This window comes from Saccharopolyspora antiqui, assembly GCF_052246905.1.
Taxonomy (GTDB): domain Bacteria; phylum Actinomycetota; class Actinomycetes; order Mycobacteriales; family Pseudonocardiaceae; genus Saccharopolyspora.
Window position 1 is genome coordinate 729977 of the sequence record NZ_JBQQBO010000001.1, and the last position, 16523, is coordinate 746499.

Annotated in this window: 14 protein-coding genes; 1 reads left to right on the forward strand and 13 read right to left on the reverse strand. The window is 69.4% G+C overall.

The window, feature by feature from the left end; all coding sequences use genetic code 11:
- Positions 1-69 precede the first annotated feature (69 nt).
- From ACTWQN_RS03235 to ACTWQN_RS03285, 11 genes are all read right to left on the reverse strand, one after another.
- Entirely contained in the window at positions 70-969 is a 900-nt protein-coding gene (locus ACTWQN_RS03235; RefSeq protein WP_443201786.1) for an NAD(P)-dependent oxidoreductase, read from the reverse strand.
- Positions 969-2171 (reverse strand): M24 family metallopeptidase, encoded by a 1203-nt coding sequence (locus ACTWQN_RS03240; RefSeq protein ID WP_443201787.1) that lies wholly within the window; start codon positions 2169-2171, stop codon positions 969-971. Before ACTWQN_RS03240 ends, ACTWQN_RS03235 begins: the two co-directional genes overlap by 1 nt.
- Positions 2168-2950 (reverse strand): ABC transporter ATP-binding protein, encoded by a 783-nt coding sequence (locus ACTWQN_RS03245; protein WP_443201788.1) that lies wholly within the window; start codon positions 2948-2950, stop codon positions 2168-2170. Before ACTWQN_RS03245 ends, ACTWQN_RS03240 begins: the two co-directional genes overlap by 4 nt.
- 1 nt (position 2951) lies before the next feature.
- Complete coding sequence (locus ACTWQN_RS03250) at positions 2952-3743, reverse strand: ABC transporter permease (RefSeq protein ID WP_443201789.1); 792 nt, start codon at positions 3741-3743, stop codon at positions 2952-2954.
- Complete coding sequence (locus tag ACTWQN_RS03255) at positions 3743-4585, reverse strand: ABC transporter permease (RefSeq protein WP_443201790.1); 843 nt, start codon at positions 4583-4585, stop codon at positions 3743-3745. Before ACTWQN_RS03255 ends, ACTWQN_RS03250 begins: the two co-directional genes overlap by 1 nt.
- A complete protein-coding gene (locus tag ACTWQN_RS03260) occupies positions 4582-5568 on the reverse strand; it encodes an ABC transporter substrate-binding protein (RefSeq protein ID WP_443201791.1) in 987 nt (328 codons plus the stop codon). The genes ACTWQN_RS03255 and ACTWQN_RS03260 overlap by 4 nt, the downstream gene beginning before the upstream one ends.
- A gap of 113 nt (positions 5569-5681) precedes the next feature.
- Positions 5682-6641 (reverse strand): amidohydrolase family protein, encoded by a 960-nt coding sequence (locus ACTWQN_RS03265; protein ID WP_443201792.1) that lies wholly within the window; start codon positions 6639-6641, stop codon positions 5682-5684.
- Positions 6642-6789: 148 nt separating this feature from the next.
- Positions 6790-7956 carry an NAD(P)/FAD-dependent oxidoreductase gene (locus ACTWQN_RS03270; protein WP_443201793.1) on the reverse strand — a complete coding sequence of 389 codons (1167 nt, stop codon included), beginning with the start codon at positions 7954-7956 and terminating at the stop codon, positions 6790-6792.
- On the reverse strand, positions 7953-8156 hold the full coding sequence (locus tag ACTWQN_RS03275; protein ID WP_443201794.1) for a ferredoxin: 204 nt from the start codon (positions 8154-8156) through the stop codon (positions 7953-7955). The genes ACTWQN_RS03270 and ACTWQN_RS03275 overlap by 4 nt, the downstream gene beginning before the upstream one ends.
- Positions 8157-8166: 10 nt before the next feature.
- Complete coding sequence (locus tag ACTWQN_RS03280) at positions 8167-9378, reverse strand: cytochrome P450 (RefSeq protein ID WP_443202013.1); 1212 nt, start codon at positions 9376-9378, stop codon at positions 8167-8169.
- Positions 9379-9613: 235 nt separating this feature from the next.
- A complete protein-coding gene (locus tag ACTWQN_RS03285) occupies positions 9614-10804 on the reverse strand; it encodes an FAD-dependent monooxygenase (protein ID WP_443201795.1) in 1191 nt (396 codons plus the stop codon).
- A 327-nt stretch (positions 10805-11131) separates the two neighbouring features.
- On the opposite strand from ACTWQN_RS03285, the gene ACTWQN_RS03290 reads away from it, so the two are divergent.
- Positions 11132-12061, forward strand: a complete 930-nt coding sequence (locus tag ACTWQN_RS03290; RefSeq protein WP_443201796.1) for a MarR family winged helix-turn-helix transcriptional regulator — start codon at positions 11132-11134, stop codon at positions 12059-12061.
- 50 nt (positions 12062-12111) lie between these two features.
- On the opposite strand, the gene ACTWQN_RS03295 is transcribed toward ACTWQN_RS03290, so the two are convergent.
- Positions 12112-12780, reverse strand: a complete 669-nt coding sequence (locus tag ACTWQN_RS03295; protein ID WP_443201797.1) for a 3-keto-disaccharide hydrolase — start codon at positions 12778-12780, stop codon at positions 12112-12114.
- A 26-nt stretch (positions 12781-12806) separates the two neighbouring features.
- The gene (locus ACTWQN_RS03300; RefSeq protein WP_443201798.1) at positions 12807-16460 is read right to left on the reverse strand and encodes a PQQ-dependent sugar dehydrogenase; all 3654 of its coding nucleotides are present in this window, start codon (positions 16458-16460) and stop codon (positions 12807-12809) included.
- Positions 16461-16523: the final 63 nt, after the last annotated feature.

The window sequence follows — 16523 nt, forward strand, 5'->3', positions numbered from 1 at the left end:
ACCTGCGATCCTTGACCTACATCGTCGTCGACAAGAGGCAGTTACCAGCGGGGATGGCGCCATGCGGATTCACAGCTGTCCTCGGGCATATCGGGCCAGCTGCCGCGCGGCTGCCTCGATGGCGCGCGCCCTGCCCTGAAGTGTCGCACCAGCCACGTGCGGGGAGAGGAAACAACCTGGTGCCGTCCACAGTGGATGTTTTGGGGGCAGCGGCTCCGGGTCGGTGACGTCCAGCACCGCCAACAGCCGTCCCGAGAGCACTTCGGCGGTCAGTGCCGCGGTGTCGACCACGGTGCCGCGAGCCGCGTTCACCAGCACAGCCCCGTCCGGCATCCGGGACAGCAGGTGCGCGTCCGCAAGACTCGCGGTCTCGGCGGTCGCGGGCACCAGCAGCACCACAGCGTCGGCGTCGACCACGAGCTTGCCCAGATCTGCGACCGGGTGCACGCCGTCGCGGCCCCTGCGGGCGACAACGGTCACGTCCACCCCGAGTGCGACGAGCTTCGCCCTGGTCCGCACCCCGATCGAGCCAGCCCCGACCAGCACCGCGCGGGCACCGGCCAGCTCGGAGCTCACCGCGCGGCGCCACCTCCGGTGCTGCTGGTCGCGCACAGCGGGCAGCAGTCCGCTGGCGAGCCCGAGCAACGCCGCCGCCACCCACTCGGCGACCGCGTTGTCCCGCGCGCCAGCCGGACGGGCGACCCGCACCCCCTCCGGCAGACCGGGTTCGAGCCACTCGGTGCCAGCGATCAGCGTTTGCACCACCCGCAACGCGGGCAGATCCGCCAGCAGCGGGAGCAAATCGGTGCGGTCGTGGTCGAGCACGAGGAACTCGACGTCACGCAACGCCGCCGCGGCGGCCGGCCCGCCTCGCGCGGGTACGGGGATGGCCCGGACCCGGCCCGGCGCCGCCGCCCGCAGTGCGGACAGCGCCTCGTCCGGTCCGGCGGCCACCACCTCGTGGACCATCAGCCGAACTCGGCCAGGCGCTTGTCGAACTCGTGCAGCTCCGCCACGCCGTCGTCGCCGATGATGACGTTGTCGCACACCCAGTGGCAGAAGCCGTCGAGCACGTACCGCGGGTGGCAGGCGATGTTCATGCCCGCCGCCAGCGGCATCGGCTCCTCGGCCCGGATCAGCGGCCGTTCGACCAGATCGGTGCCCTGGCCGTGGCAGTGCAGCCGCAGCTCCTCCGGCCGTCCGTTGTCGCGCAGGTACTGGTTGTACTCGGCCCAGACGTCGGCGGGGGCGGCGCCTGGCCTCAGCAGGTCGTAGCAGAACCGCTGTGCCTGCAAGCAGAACTCGTACTCCTCGGCGATGCGGGCCGGTATCTTTCCGACGATGCCCGAGCGGCCGATCTCGGTGTACATCCCGCCCGGCCCGTTCACCTCCACCATGAGGTGGAACGCGTCGCCCTCGCGGATCACCCGGTGCTGGCTGTGCGGGTGCGCGATCCGGCCTGGTTCGCCCAGCGGGGTCGAGACGCACCAGTAGATGCCCTGCTCGCTGCCCAGCGACTGCGCGGTGTGCTGTGCGACGGCGGCGACGTCGCTGTCCCGCATCCCCGGCTGCAGCGCCTCGAACGCCGCCGCGACCGCCGCGTCCTGCAGTTTCGCGGTGGCGCGGATCAGGCTCAGCTCCTCTTCGGACTTCACCGCGCGCACGGTGTCGACGACGTCGGCGGCCTCGGTGAACGTAGCCGCGTGCAGCTCGCGCTGCAGGTATTCACCGAAAGCCATCGGAATCGTGCCCGTGCCGACCCAGCCGACGCTGCCGGTGGTGAACGGCCGCAGCGCGTCGAGCGCGAGCTCGGCCCCGTCGTAGCGGGTGTAGGGCACCGAGCTCATGTACGGGCTGGCGAGCACCCGGCCGACACCGCGCAGGACCGGGTCGTGCTCGGGATCGATCTCCAGGTCCTCGCCCCGCGCGCCGTGGCGGATGATCGTCATGGGTTCCTCGCGGGGGAACACCACGGTCACCGGGTAGCCGTTGGTCGCCGGAACGTCGGTGAGGTAGCGGATGTAACCGCCGACGTAGTCGTTGTCGGTCTGCGCGACCAGCACGTCGAGACCGCGGGCGGCCATGCCCTCGCGGATCGCGGCCCACCGGCGCCGCAGCTCGGCCGTGCTGACCGGATGGTTCAGCCGTTCGGACAGTTCGGTTCGGGTCATCGGGCCGCTCCCGCATTCGCGCCGCTGATCAAGGTGAGCACTTCGGTGCGCAGCTCGGTGAACCGCGGCAGGGCCTTGGTCGTCACTTGGCTGCGGGGTCGGGGCAGGTCGACGTCGAGCGTCCGCAGCACGGTCGTCGGGCGGCCGGACATCACGATCACCCGGTCACCGAGGTACACCGCCTCGTCGATGTCGTGGGTGACGAGCACGATCGTCAGCCCGGCATCGTGGCGCACCCGCAGCACCAGGTCTTCGAGGTCGGCCCTGGTCTGGGCATCGACCGACGCGAAGGGTTCGTCCATGATCAGGAACTGCGGCCGGTAGGCGATGGCCCGCGCGATGGCCACCCGCTGCTGCATCCCGCCGGATAGCTGCCACGGGTAGCTGTCGCCGAATGCGCCGAGCCCGACCTCGTCCAGTGCCTGCCGCACCACCTCGCGGCGGGCTGTCCGGTCGCGGATCTTGTTCTTCAGCGGTATCGCGACGTTCCGGCTGACCTTCGACCACGGCATGAGCGACCGGCTGTAGTCCTGGAAGACGCAGGCGACCTCGGGCGGTGGGCTCTCGATCACCTTGCCCGTCTCGGTGAGCGCGACCTTGCCCCCGGACCGCGGCAGCAGGCCGGACAGGCAGCGCAGCAAGGTGGTCTTCCCCGCACCGGATGGGCCGACGACGGTTAGGAACTCGCCAGCCCGCACGGTGAACGAGATGTCCCTGAGCACCTCCAGCTCGCCACCGGCCGAGCGGTAGGACTTCCTGAGATGTTCCACGGTCAGCATGTCAACCCTCTCGGTCCTTTGTGTACCAGCGCAGCAGGCGGCGTTCGACGAGCACGAACGCACCGTTGAAGAGGACGCCGAGGATGCCGAGCAGCAGCATGCCCGCCCACATCTCCGACACCTCGAAGCTCTGCTGCGCCTGCAGCGTCACGAACCCGATCCCGTTGGTCGCCGCCACCAGTTCGGTGACGACCATCATCACGAACGCGACGGTCAACGCGATGCGCATCCCGGCGAGGATGTTCGGCGCGGCGGCGGGCAGCTGCACGTGCCACACCCGCTGCGCGCGCGTCAACCGGTACGAGCGCGCGGTGTCCGCCAGCTCCCGGTCGACCGCTCGCACCCCGTCAATGGTGTTGAGCAGCACGGGAAAGACCGTGACGAATGCGGTGAGCACGATCTTCGGCGCGTCTCCGATCCCGAGCAGCACGATGCTCACCGGCACCAGCGCGGTGGCGGGCAGGGCGCGGCAGAACTGCAGCATCGGGTCGAAAGCCCGGTGCAGCACTGGCAACCGTCCGAACAGGACACCCAGCGCGACGCCGATCACCACCGCCGCGCCGTAGCCGATCAGCATCCGGGCGAGGCTCGGCAGCACATCGGAGGTGAACCGGCTGAACAACCACAACCGCTGGAAGGACACGAGGATCGACTCCAGCGACGGCCAGAACGGGGACGTGCTGCCAGCCGAGGCGAACCACCAGGTGAGCAGCACCGCCACCGGCACGACGAGCGAGACGAGCCACGCCGCGACCTTGCGGCCCACCTTGCGCGGCTGCATGATCGCGGCCATCAGGCCTCCTCCCGGTAGGAGACGTGCCAGCGCAGCAGTCGGCGTTCCAGCGCGAGCAGCCCCACATTGACCAGCACGCCGAACACCCCGACGACGAACACCAGCGCATACATCCGCGGGTAGACGGCATTGGACGCGAAAACGGCGATGTCGGCACCGATCCCGCGCACCGACGCGATGATCTCCACAGCCACCACCACGACCAGCACGTGCGACGCGGCGAGCCGCACGCCGGTGGCCACGAACGGCAGCACGGCCGGGAGCACCACGTGCGACAGCCGCTGCAACGGGCGCAGCCCGAACACCCGGGCGGTGTCGCGGAGCACGTCGTTGATGCCGCTGACCCCGTAGAAGGTCTGGAACAGCATGGGCCAGAACGCACCCACCATGCCGAGAAATGTGGCCACTCGCGGCCCAGCGCCGAGCAACAGCAGCAACAACGGCAAGTACACCACGGCGGGCACGAAGCGCAGGAAGTCGAGCGGGTAGTGCGCGAGGCGGTGCAGCAGCGGCACGGCGCCGAGCGCCACGCCGAGGGCGAGACCGGCGACCACCCCACCGACCAAGCCGACGGCGAACTGTTCAAGCGTGGCCACGAGGCCGTCGACGAAGCCCGCGGTCGGCGCCAGCTGAACGAACGCGGACCCGATGATGCTGATCGCGGGCACCTCCGGGGGTAACAAGCCAGCGCGAGCGCTCAGCTCCCACAGGGCGAGGACGGCGATGGTGGTCAGCCACGGGAGGCCGCGGAGCAGCCACGGCTTCGCGACGCGGCGGCCGGGTGCTGCGGGGGCGTCGAACGCGCCGGGCGCGGTGGCCGCGGAGGTCTGCTCGGTACTCATGGCACGACATAGGTTTCGTAGCCGGGCACGGCGTCGAGCACGCCGTATTTGACGGCGAAGGCCGCTTCCTTCTCGATGACCTGCCGGTTCAACTCGGCGGTGTAGAACGGCAGCGGCGCCATGGCCACGAGCGCGGGATCGGCCGAGGTCTGCTGCACGATGGCCTTGCGGGTTTCGTCGGGATGTGCGTTGGCGTACTCGCTGGACTCTCGCACCGCCTTGCGCCACCTTTCCACGATGCCGGGATGCTGGTCGATGAAGGACTTGGCCATGAAGAACACCGTGTTGTCGGCGTTCGGATCGGCGTAGGCGACGGCCGGTGAGTCGCCGATGTCCCGATATCCCTTCTGCCGCAACGCGGTCGCGTACGGCTGAGCGGTGCTGATCGCGTCGACCTTGCCCTGTTCGAGCGCGGTGACCTGGTCGGGGAAGGACAGCTGCACCAAGTGGACGGAAGCCGGGTTGCCCCCGTCCTTCTCGATGGCCTCCCGGATCCAGAACTCCCAGCAGCACTTCAGCGAGTTGACCGCCACGGTCCTGCCAGCGAGGTCGCGGAAGGAGCGGATCGGGCTGTTGCCCGCGACCATGGTCTGGTACTGAGCCCCCTGCGGAGAGGGGCGGTCGGCGACGGCACCCGACACGATCTGCACCGGGATGCGCGAGCTCGCCGCGATCACGACCGGCGAGATGCCACCAAGCGCGACCTGCTGCTGGCCGTTGATGACCTGCGTGATTGCGCCGGCTCCGGTGGCCGCGCGGCCCAGGGTGAGGTCGATGCCGTTGCGCGCGAAAAAACCGCGTTGCAGGCCCACGAGCACGGCGGTGGACGACTGCGAGGCGGCGACACCGGCAGTGATCGGCACCAGTCCGGACTCGGTCGCCCCGCTACCGGGGACGTTGGTCGCGCTCAGCGCCCCGCACCCGCCGAGCAGGAACACCGCCGCGGTGAGCAGCAGGCATACCGCCTTGCGTCGATACTTCACGGTTGGCTCCGTTTCGCCGTTGAAACGAGTCGGGGTGCTGTCGCGGACCGGCACGACCGCGCGAGGAAGGGTGCGGTCCAAGCCGCCGTTGGACAGCTTCTTCGTTGCGGCGCCTAGGAAAAGCGTGCCGTGGAGGCGTTGGCCAGTCGAGGTAGCAGGGCGAGCGCGTTGTCCCGGTTGATCGCCGTGCGCTGGGTTTCGGTCAACGGGTAGGAGTCCAGCTGGGCGGTGAAGTACTGGGAGTTGTCACCACGTGCGTAGGGCCAGTCGCTGCCGTAGAGCACGCGGGCGGGATCGGCGAAGGAAAGCAGGCTCGGCAGCGTGTGCGGGTTCGCCGACAGCGCCGTGTCGAAGTAGAAGGTCCGCAGGTCGCGCAGGAAGCTCTCGCGGGTGACGACGTGTCCGGCCGCACCCTCGGTCAGGCTGGCCATCCGGTGGGCCGCGTACGGCACGAAACCGCCCGCGTGGGACAGGATCATGCGCAGCCGCGGCAACCGGGCCACCACGCCGTGGCGCACCAGGTTCAGTGCCGCTCGGGTGGTGTCGAGCAGGAAGTCCGCGCTGAACGGCGGCACGCCCGGTACGGCGGGGCCAGGTGGAGCGGTGGGGTGGATGAACACCACTGCCCCGCGACGGTCCAGCTCGGCCATCAGCGGGTCGAACACCGGGTCGCCCAGGTACGTACCGTCCACATTGGCAAGCAGGATCACGCCGTCGGCGTGCAGCTCGTCGAGCGCGTAGCCGACCTCGGTCAGGGAACCGTCCACATCGGGCAGTGGCACCGACGCGAAGAACCCGAACCGGCCGGGATGTTCACGGGCCATGTCCGCGGCGAACTCGTTGACCTGCCTGGCCAGCGCACGGGCCGCGGCGTCGGTGCGGCCGAGGTGCACGCCCGGTCTGCCGACCGAGACCACGGCCGTGTCGATGCCGAGTTCGTCGAGCAGCTCCAGCGCGGCGGCTGGGCTCCACGCGGGGGTGGCCTGCCCGCCGAAGTATTCGCTCGCGCGCAGCGCGTCCGCCCACACCGGCGGGACGATGTGGTGGTGGGTGTCGATCCTGCCGGTGGTCATGACCGGTCCGCCTCCAGTTCCGCCTCTCCGCGATTTGCAGTGGTGGTTGCGTCCGGCCCAATCTCGGCGTTTCGTGGTTTCTTGTGGCTGGTTTGCGTCACGTTCCCCTGGGATGCGGTTGGGGAGGACTGAGGTTGATACAGGGGTGTCATGTCAGCACCTTGCCTTCCGCCGCATAGGCGCCGAGCCTGCCTCGTGCTCTGGTGAACTGGCGTGGGCTGTTCCAGCCGAGGACTCCGGTGACCCGGCCGTCCGCCGAATGCGTTGCGACGAACTTCCGCTCGGCGAGTGCGCCGTCGACCACCGCGAGCTCGCCGCCCTCGGGGAAGGTGCCCACGGCCTGGATCCGGATGTCGCCGACGTCGGTCCAGAAGAAGTGCGACGGCGTGACCGGTTCGGTGCGCCCGAGCAGGTTCAGCGCGGCGCGGCGGCCCTGCTCAGTGGCGTTCATCCGATGCTCGAACCGCCGGTGGATCCCGGTTTCCGGCTGGTGGTCGCTAGCCACGTCACCGGCCGCGTAAACCCCTTCGGCGGCGCGACCGTGCGCGTCGCAGCGCACCCCGTCGCGCAGGTCGAGCCCCGATCCGTCGAGCCAGTCAGTGGCGGGCACCGCCCCCACCGCAGCGACCACGAGGTCCGCCGCGAGCGTCGTGCCGTCGTCGAGGTGGACCGCCCCGGAGCCCGCGCTGACGACCCCGACCCCCATTCGGAACACCGTGCCCCGCTCCTCGCACGCCGTGCGCACGAGCTCACCGAGCACCGGGCCGAACTGGCGGATCATGGGGCTGGGCAAGGGATCCACGACCGTGACCGCCGAGCCGAGGCACCGCGCGGCGGCGGCGATCTCGATGCCGAGGAACCCGGCGCCGACGACGACGGTGTGCCGCGCCGACGCCAGCTTTTCGCGCAGTGCGAGCGCATCGTCGAGGGTGCGCAGGTACACCGCGTCCGGTGCCCCGGCCAACCGCCGGGGATGGACCCCGGTGGCGATGATCAGCCCGTCGAAGCGCACCGCCGAGCCGTCGTCCAGCACGACCCTCCTGCCCGGCATGTCCAGCCCGGTCGCCGCGTGCCCGAGCCGGAGCTGGAGCCCGAGCTCCGGGTATCGCTCGGGGGCGCGCAGCGCCACCCGGCCAGGCTCCCACGTGCCGAGCAGGACCTGCTTCGACAACGGCGGCCGGTCGTACGGCAGGTGGGCCTCCGCACCGATCAGCGTGATGCGGCCGTCGAAGCCCTGCTCCCGCAGCGTTTCCGCCGCGGTGAGCCCGGCCGCACCGGCACCCACGACCGCCACCTCGCGCATAGCCGCGCTCACCCGCCCGATCCGGCCACCCGGATCGCCCGTGCCGGGCAGATCCGCTCCGCATCGCGCACGGCGTTCTCCTCGGACGAGGGCACTTCGCTGGTGCGGAGCACTACGGTGCCGTCTTCGTCGTCCTGGTCGAACACCGCGTCGGACAGCAGCACGCACTGCCCGGACGCGATGCACTTGTCGGCTTCCACTTCGACCTTCATCGCAGCTCCGTTACCACTCGACGGGCATCGAGAACAGCCCGTAGAACACCATGTGCGTCTTGAACGGCAGCTCGCTCACCGGCACCGCGACCCGCAGTCCCGGCAGGCGCCGCAGCAGCGCCGGGTACACGACCTGCAGCTCGACCCTGGCCAGGGGCTGGCCGAGGCACTGGTGCACGCCGTACCCGAAGGTCAGGTGGTGGCGGGCGGCCCGGCCCAGGTCCAGTTCATCGGGATTGCCGGGGAACGCGTCGGGGTCGCGGTTGGCCGAGTCGTTGGCCGCGACCACACCCTCACCGGCGCGGATCAGCGTGCCGCCGATCTCGACGTCCTCGGTCGCCACGCGCCGCCTGCCGTAGTGCGTGATCGTGAGGTAGCGCAACAGCTCCTCCACCGCGTTCGCCACCGCCGCTGGCGAGGTGTCCGCCTTGAGCGCGGCGAGCTGGGCTGGATTTTCCAGCAGCGCGAGCGTGCCGAGCGCGATCATGTTGGCGGTCGTCTCGTGCCCGGCCCGCAGCAGCAGGCCCAGCATGTTGAGCAGCTGGTCACGAGTGATGCCGCCCGCGCGTTCGATCTCGATCAGGTGGCTGATCACGTCCTGCGCGGGTTCCACGGCCTTGCGCTCGACCAGGCCGCGCAGGTACTCGCGGATCTTGTCGAAGGCGATCAGCGCTTCCTCCGGGCCGATTTCGCCGGAGATGAGCAATCCGCTCTGGCGCTGGAAGAACTCGTGGTCCTCGTACGGGACGCCGAGCAGTTCGGAGATGACCGACGACGTCACCGGCAGCGCGAAGCCCGTGACCAGGTCGGCGGGCTGCGGCCGGGCGGTGAACTCGTCGAGCAGTTCGTCGACGTGCTGCTGGATGCGCGGGCGCAGCGCCTCGACCCGCTTGATCATGAAGTCCCTGGTGAGCAGACGGCGGTGCGCGGCGTGCTCGGGGTCGTCCATGTTCAGGAACGTCGGGTGCTTCGCGCGGGTCACCGCCATGGCCTCGCTGTGGCTCGGGAAGCCCGGCTTGGTCATGTCGGAGCTGAACCGCGGATCCGACAGCACCGCGCGGACGTCGTCGTAGCGGGTGACCAGCCAGGCGGGCTTGCCGTTCCACAGCCGCACGCGTGAGATCGGCTCCTCCGTCCGGAGGGCGTTGAATTCCGCGGGCGGGTCGAACGGGCAGCCGACCGGTCGGGACAACGGGTACTCGGGAATCTCTGCAGTACTGATGACACACCTCCGACTTGGCTAGAGCGGCCGAATGAAAAGCCGGGTCAGCGGTCCGCCCGCACGCGGACCGGGGTGAGTTCGGCCGGTGGCACCGGTCCCGCGCCCAGGGTCGGGCAGGCCACCGCGCCTGCGGCGCTCCCGCACCGCGCCGTCGACGACGGCGCCCCCTACCCCACCGTCAGCACGCGGGTAACTGAGCAACTTCATTGTTGGCTCCTCGGTTTCGCGTCGCCGGTCAGGCGGAGGCGGCGCTGGAATCCGCCGCGTACAACCAGTCCAACTCGCTGTAGTCGTCCGGCTCTCGGGCGCACATGTACCGGTCGCGCAGCCCGAGGGTCACCGGATCGTTGGTGTGCCACACCTCGCCCCACATCCGCGCCCTGGTCTGGCAGAGCCCGGCACGTGGCACGCGAACGGAGTCGTAGGCCTTCACCACCTCGGCGATGTCGCCGCCGCACGTGCCCACCACGTCGCCGAGCACCAGCGCGTCCTCAAGCGCCTGGCACGCGCCCTGACCGAGGTACTGCAGCATCGGGTGCGCCGCGTCGCCGAGCAGCACTGCCCTGCCGTGCACCCACGTCGGGATCGGGTCGCGGTCGTAGATCGGCCAGCTGCGCGCGGTCTCGATGCGCGACACGTGCCGCTGAACTTCCTCGCAGGTCTCGGAGAACCGGCCGAACAGCTCTCCCACCGGGCCGACCACCTCGTCGCCGCGGCGGAAGCTCTCGCTGCGGAACACCGCGACCTGGTTGTAGAGCTCGCCGCGCCGCACCGGGTACTGGATGAGGTGCAGCCCCGGACCCACCCACAGCACGACGTCGTCGTTGTCGACTTCGGTCTGGACCTCGTGCATCGGCAACGCGCCGCGGTAGGCGACGTAACCGCTGGGCACCGGCTCGTCGGCGGAGACGAGCGTGCGCACCACGGAACGCAGCCCGTCGGCACCCACCAGCAGCGCCGCGCGGTAGGCGCTGCCGTCCGCGCAGCGCACCCCGGCAGCCTCGCCGTCGGCCCACGCCTCGACGACCGTCTTGTTGTTCTCCAGTTGGATCCCGGGTTCCGCGCGGCACGCGTCGACGAGAATGGACAGCAAGTCGCTGCGGTGCACCACCACGTACGGATAGCCGTAGCGTTCGCGGAACGCACTGCCGAGGTCCAATGTGGTCAGCGGCTCGGCGGTGATGGCGTGCCGCATCACGCCATGCCGGGGCAGCACCGCGACCGCAAGCAGCTCGTCGAGCAGGCCCAGCCGGTCGAGCATCCGGATCGCGTTGGGCCCGAACTGCAGGCCCGCGCCGATCTCGGTGAACTCGGCAGCCCGCTCCAGCAGGTGCACCGCACGACCCGCTCTGGCGACGGCAAGCGCCGCGGCCAGCCCGCCGATGCCGCCGCCGACGATCAGGGTCGGCACGGTCGTCGTCGCCATGTTGTCAGCACTCCCGTTTGCCGTAGAGACTCGGCGCTTCCAGCACTGGGGCATCTCTCGCGCTGATGCCAGCCAGCTCGCCGTGCAACTCATCCAGTCGAACGTCCGGATCGGTGAAGCGAGATGTCGCCATGGGGGTGGCCCTTCCGCACGCACGAGCTCGAACCGAATTAGTACGTATACGGACTATGTCTTCCGGAATCTAGGCCCTCATTTCCACGCAGTCAAGGCCATGACGAGGAAGGGGCTATCATTCGGCATCATGAGATGGTCCGTATACGTTCCATTTCGGTCCGCTGGAGCAACTTGGGGCAGGAAGGGACACCTGTGCGAAACCCCGCGATCGGCAGCAGTCCACCGCCACGCGCGCCGGAACCGGTCGCCATCGCGCTGCCACCCGACACGACGGTCGGCCACCTCATCCGCCGCGCCCAGCAGATGCACACCGCGATCTGGTCGGTCGAGGTCGGTAACGACATCACCGGCCCGCAGTACGCGATCCTGAGCGCGTTGAGCCGAAAGTCGGGCGTCGATCAGCAGACGGCGGGCCGCCTGGCGTCGCTGGACAAGTCGACCACGGCCAACATCGTCGAGCGACTGCAGCGCAAGGACTGGATCCGCAGGGATCGCGACGCGGGCGATGGCAGGCGCAACCAGCTGTGGCTGACGCCGTCGGCCAAAGCGATGCTGCACGATCTCACCGCCCGGGTTGGGACGGTGCAGGACCGCCTGTTGCAGCCGCTGGGCCCCAACCTGCGGCGCAACTTCCGCAAACTGCTGGGCCAGGTGGCCTACGCGGGGCAGGTGCCCGCGGCGGGCCAGGACGCGGACGAAGGCATCGACGTGCTGCCGCTCAGTTCAACGGCGGGGCACCTGATCCGGCGGGCCGAACAGGTGCACGGGATGCTGTGGAGTCGCCACGTGGGCGCGCTGCTCACGCCGTCGCAGTACGCGCTGCTGTGCAGTCTCGCCTGGCGCCCGGCAATCGACCAGACGGCCGCTGGTGAAATGGCGTCACTCGACAAGTCCAGCGCCGCGGACATCCTGGCGCGGCTGCGCCGCCGGGGCTGGGTGCTCGACACCAGGGACGAAACCGATCGGCGGCGCAAACTCCTGGTGCTGACCGACCTCGCGCGCGACGCCCTCGCCGAGGTGACCCCCGCGGTGCGGGCCGTGCAGCGCGACCTGGTCGCCCCGCTGTCTCCGACGGAGCAGGACAAGCTGATCAGACTCCTGCGCCGCATCGCCTACCGCTGACGCGATCAGCAGCGCCAGGGCTCATGATCTCGCGGATCCCGCCGATCGGCTCAGCGGTCGGTCAGCGGTTGGATGCGGATGTCGCGGAATTCGACGCGACTTTCGGGGTCGTGGTTCTGCAGGCCGACGAAGCCTTCCGGGCCGCGTGCCGGGTCGGTGCTGGTGAAGTCGTTGACCAGCACGTCGTTCAGCCACACCTCGTAGCGTTGGCCGGTGACCCGCAGCCGGTAGGTGTTCCACTCGCCGACCGGGTTGGACGCCTGCCGCAGCGGCGGCTGGAAGTTGTAGATCGCGCCCGTTTTCTGCGGATCTCCACCGGGATTGTCGTTGATCTGCACCTCGTAGCCGTGGTCCACCGCCACCCACGGGTCGTCACCGGGGTCGGGGAAGCGCAGGAACACACCGGAATTGTTGGTCTCGGCGGTGACCCGCCACTGCAACCGCAACTCGTAGTCGGCAAAGCTGCGGGCCGAGTACCACAGCAGACCCATGCCGCCGTGGCTGACCAGCTTCCGGTCGACGATGTCGAACCCGCCAGGGCCCGCCTGCGACCACCCGTCCAGACTGCTCCCGTCGAACAACGTGATCGGCGGCCCGCACGGCCGATACGCCGTCGGCCCTGCCGAGGAATCCGCCCGCGAGGCGGCGGCACCCGCCACGCCCGTGGACATCACCGCCAACATCGCCAGCACAACGAGCAACACACCCCGAACACGCATCCCTGTCCTCCTTGTCAGTGACGGGCTCACAGCGGTCGAATCCGGATGTCGCGGAACCTCAGTTGGTTGTCGGCGTTCTCCAGCCCGATGAACGGCCCTTGGCCGCGACCGGCATCGCCGGTGTACTCGGTGACGACCTGGTCGTTGAGCCGGACGACGTAGGTGTTGCCGCGCACTTCGATGGAGAAGCGGTTCCACCCGCCCAGCGGCGGCTTGGCGGCCAGGAACTCGGCGGCCTTGACCCCGCGCAGCGAACCCGTCCGCTGGTCGACGGAGTCCACCCGATCCAGGATCGCCACCTCGTAGCCCTCGCGACCCGGCAGCGTGGCGTCGCCACCGGGATCACCGAAGCGCAGCATCAGCCCGGAATCCGCGCTGACGCTGAACGTTTCGTACTCGGCCTCCAGCACGAAATCACCGAACTGCTGCTGGGCGTACCACAGCACGCCACGACCCGATTCCGTTGGCCGCAGCATCCCGTCGGCGACGGTGAACCCGCCCTGGCCGACCTGGCTGAATCCGGCCAAGGTGCGCCCGTCGAACAACCGCAGCCATCCCTCGGCATCCGGGGCCGGACGCCACAACACCTGGCCCCGCCCGGTCGGCACGTCATCGCGCACGTTCACCGGCACGCCGTCCACCACGACCAAGCGCCCGTCACCTCGGCTGCACGAGTCCCGCAGCGCCGCGCACGCCAACACGATCTCCGAAGCCGCAACCGGACTGCCGTAGGAAAACCGCGCGAGACCGCCCTGATCGGTGTTGACCACCTCCCGATCGGCCAGCATGAACGGCACACCCGCCGAGTGGCCGGGCGGCAGCCCCGCAGCGGGTGCCCGCCGGTAGACCTCGAAGGTGATCGCCTGCCCAGCGCGGTCCGGCCCGCTCAACGTCGCAGTCACCTCATGCGGCTGTCCGACGTACAGTTCCACCGATCCGGGCGACACCGCCAGCACACCTCGCACCGGCTCGGTAGCACTGACCACAGTGGACGCCGATCCCCGTTCGAAGCCCTGCGGATCCACCACCGCCACGGTCGCGGTGTACTCGCCGAGCGCGGTGTAGGTGTGGCCGACCCGCGCGCCGACACCGGTGGTGCCGTCGCCGAAGTCCCACTGGTAGCGCGATCCGGCCGGGGCGCTGTCGGCAACGGCGGACAACGTCACCTCCAGCGGTGCCGGACCGCGCGCGAGGTCACTGGCGGCCGACACGTTGAGCGGACCCGCCGCGCCCAGCCCGGTGAACCGCACCGCGTCGAGCCGGAACAGATCGGCTCCCTGGCCACCGAACACCGCGAACAGCTCGTGGCTGCCGCCCGGATCAACCACCGGCACCGCAGGAAGATCCACATACCCCGCGACACCTCCGGGTACCGATGCGGCGGCCACCGGCGGCCCATCCGGGGCGCCTGCCCGCAGCTCGATCGTGCCGCCCGCACCCGGCGCGGCCACCCGGAACGCCGCGGACTGCACGGATTCCAGGCTCGTCGGCCGCCACGACACGGCGTCCCCGGGATCGATGTCGCCGATTGCCGCACCGCCCTGGGCCCCCTCGTCGGAAACCACCGACACCCCGTGCAGTGCGGTGCCGTGCTCGGCCTGTTTGTTCTTGGGCTGCAAGCGAATCTCGTGGCTCACTTCGGCAGGCGGCACGTTCGGCCCACCTCGGTCGGTGTAGGTGGCCCGCAGGACGATGAACAGGTTCGCATCCGAGCCATGCCCGTCGTCCTGCTGGATCGGGATCCGCCCCGAACAGCCCTGAACTTCGGTCTGCGGGTGCGCGTGCTCGTCGTGCCCCAGCGCCACCTGCACCCGCACGTCGGCGCAACTGATGCCCTGCCCGATCATGCCGTCCTCAGCGTCGGAAACCCCGACCCGGTAGGAGATCTCGTCGCCGAAGTCGATCACGGAGCCGTCCGGCGGCAATTCCAGGTTCACCACCGGTTCGTGATTGCCCACCGAGATCGGTACCCGGGCCACCGTGACCCGGCCGGTGACGTCGGTGAGGATCAGCTTCGCGTCGTAGGCGCCGTTCTCGGTGTAGGTGTGCTGAACCCGTGCGCCTTCGGCGTCGATGGTGCCGTCTCCGTCGAGATCCCACTGGAACCGCAGCTCGTCCCCGTCCACGTCCGACGATTCCGACGCGTCGAAGGAAACCCCCAGCGGCGCGTTGCCGGAACGCGGGGTGGCGGTCACCCGGGCGGTCGGAGAACGCTGGCCGTTGGTGTGGTCGATGCGGTACAGCCCGGCGTTCGGGCCCGGGGTGAAGAATCCGCCGCCGTACTCCAGCACGTACAGCGATCCTTCCGGCCCGAACTCCATGTCCATCGGCTGGTCGAAGTCAGCGTTCGGCATGAACGGGGAGATCGACACCAGCCGCCCCTGGTCGTCCACCCGGACATCCTTGACGAACCCGCGGGAGTACTCGTAGAAGAACGCCGCCCCGTCGTACTCGGCCGGGAACTTCGTCGGCGACGCCAGATCGGGGTCGAACCGGTACACCGGACCGCCCATCGCGGTCCCGCCACCGGGGCAGTCGATCTGCGGGAAGACGTCGAAGCACTCGTACGGGTACCAGATCAACGGGGTTTGGGCTGGCGGCAACTCGGTCAATCCGGTGTTGTTCGGTGAATCGTTCGTGAGATTCGCGCAGTCGAACGCCGGGCCCGGGACGCCGGTGGCGAAATCGTAGTCGCGGTAAGGGATGTTGTCGGCGATGCAGTACGGCCAGCCACCGTTGCCCGGTCCTTTGACCAGGTCCAGTTCGTCGTACTGCCGCGGCCCCCGATCCGGGTCGTCCGCACTGGCGTCCGGCCCCACGACCCCCACATACACCCAGTCGGTCGCGCGGTCCACGCTGAACCGGAATGGGTTGCGCAGCCCCATGAAGTAGATCTCCGGTCGGGTCGACGGCGTGCCCGGCGGGAACAGGTTCCCGTCCGGAATCGTGTAGGAACCGTCCGGCTGCACGGTGATCCGCAACAGCTTGCCGCGCAGATCATTCGTGTTCGCCGAGGACTTCTGGGCGTCGAACGGGGCTCGCCCCGGCCGCTCGTCGATCGGTGAATAACCGTCGGAAGCCCACGAGTTCGTGTTGTCTCCCGTGGACAGCAGCAGGTTGCCCTTCGAGTCGAAGTCGATGTCGCCTCCCACGTGGCAGCACAGGTCGCGCTGCGTGGGTACTTCCAGAACCACCTGTTCTTCGGCCAGGTTCAGTTGAGCGCCGTCGAGCCGGAAACGTGACAACCGGTTCTTCGGCTCCGGTCCTGCGGGCGAGTAATAGGTGTAAACCCAGCCGTTCTGCGTGAAGTTCGGGTCCAGCGCGATGCCCTGCAACCCGTCTTCTTCGCCGGTGTAGACTGGAATCCTGCCTGCCTCGGTGACGTTGTAGGTGACCGGGTCGAACAACCGCACGACACCGCGCCGGTCGGTCATCAGCACCCGTCCGTCCGGCGCCACCGCCAACGCCATCGGCTCCCCGACATCATCGGTGAGCTTGATCTTCTCGAAGTTCTCTTCCGGCGCGCCGCTGACGTTTCCGGCCAGCACCCGCACGGGATCGGGCGGCGGGGGCGGCGGCGCGGGATTGGCGTTGACGGGTCCGATCAGCGCGGCGAGCACCGCGAGAACCACGCCGATCACGAACAACGGATTCCGGACAGCACGAGGTGACACCGACATCGCGGCCTCTTTCGAAAGCACCGAACATCGTCCAGCAAGCACCAAAGCCAGGTAAACAGATGA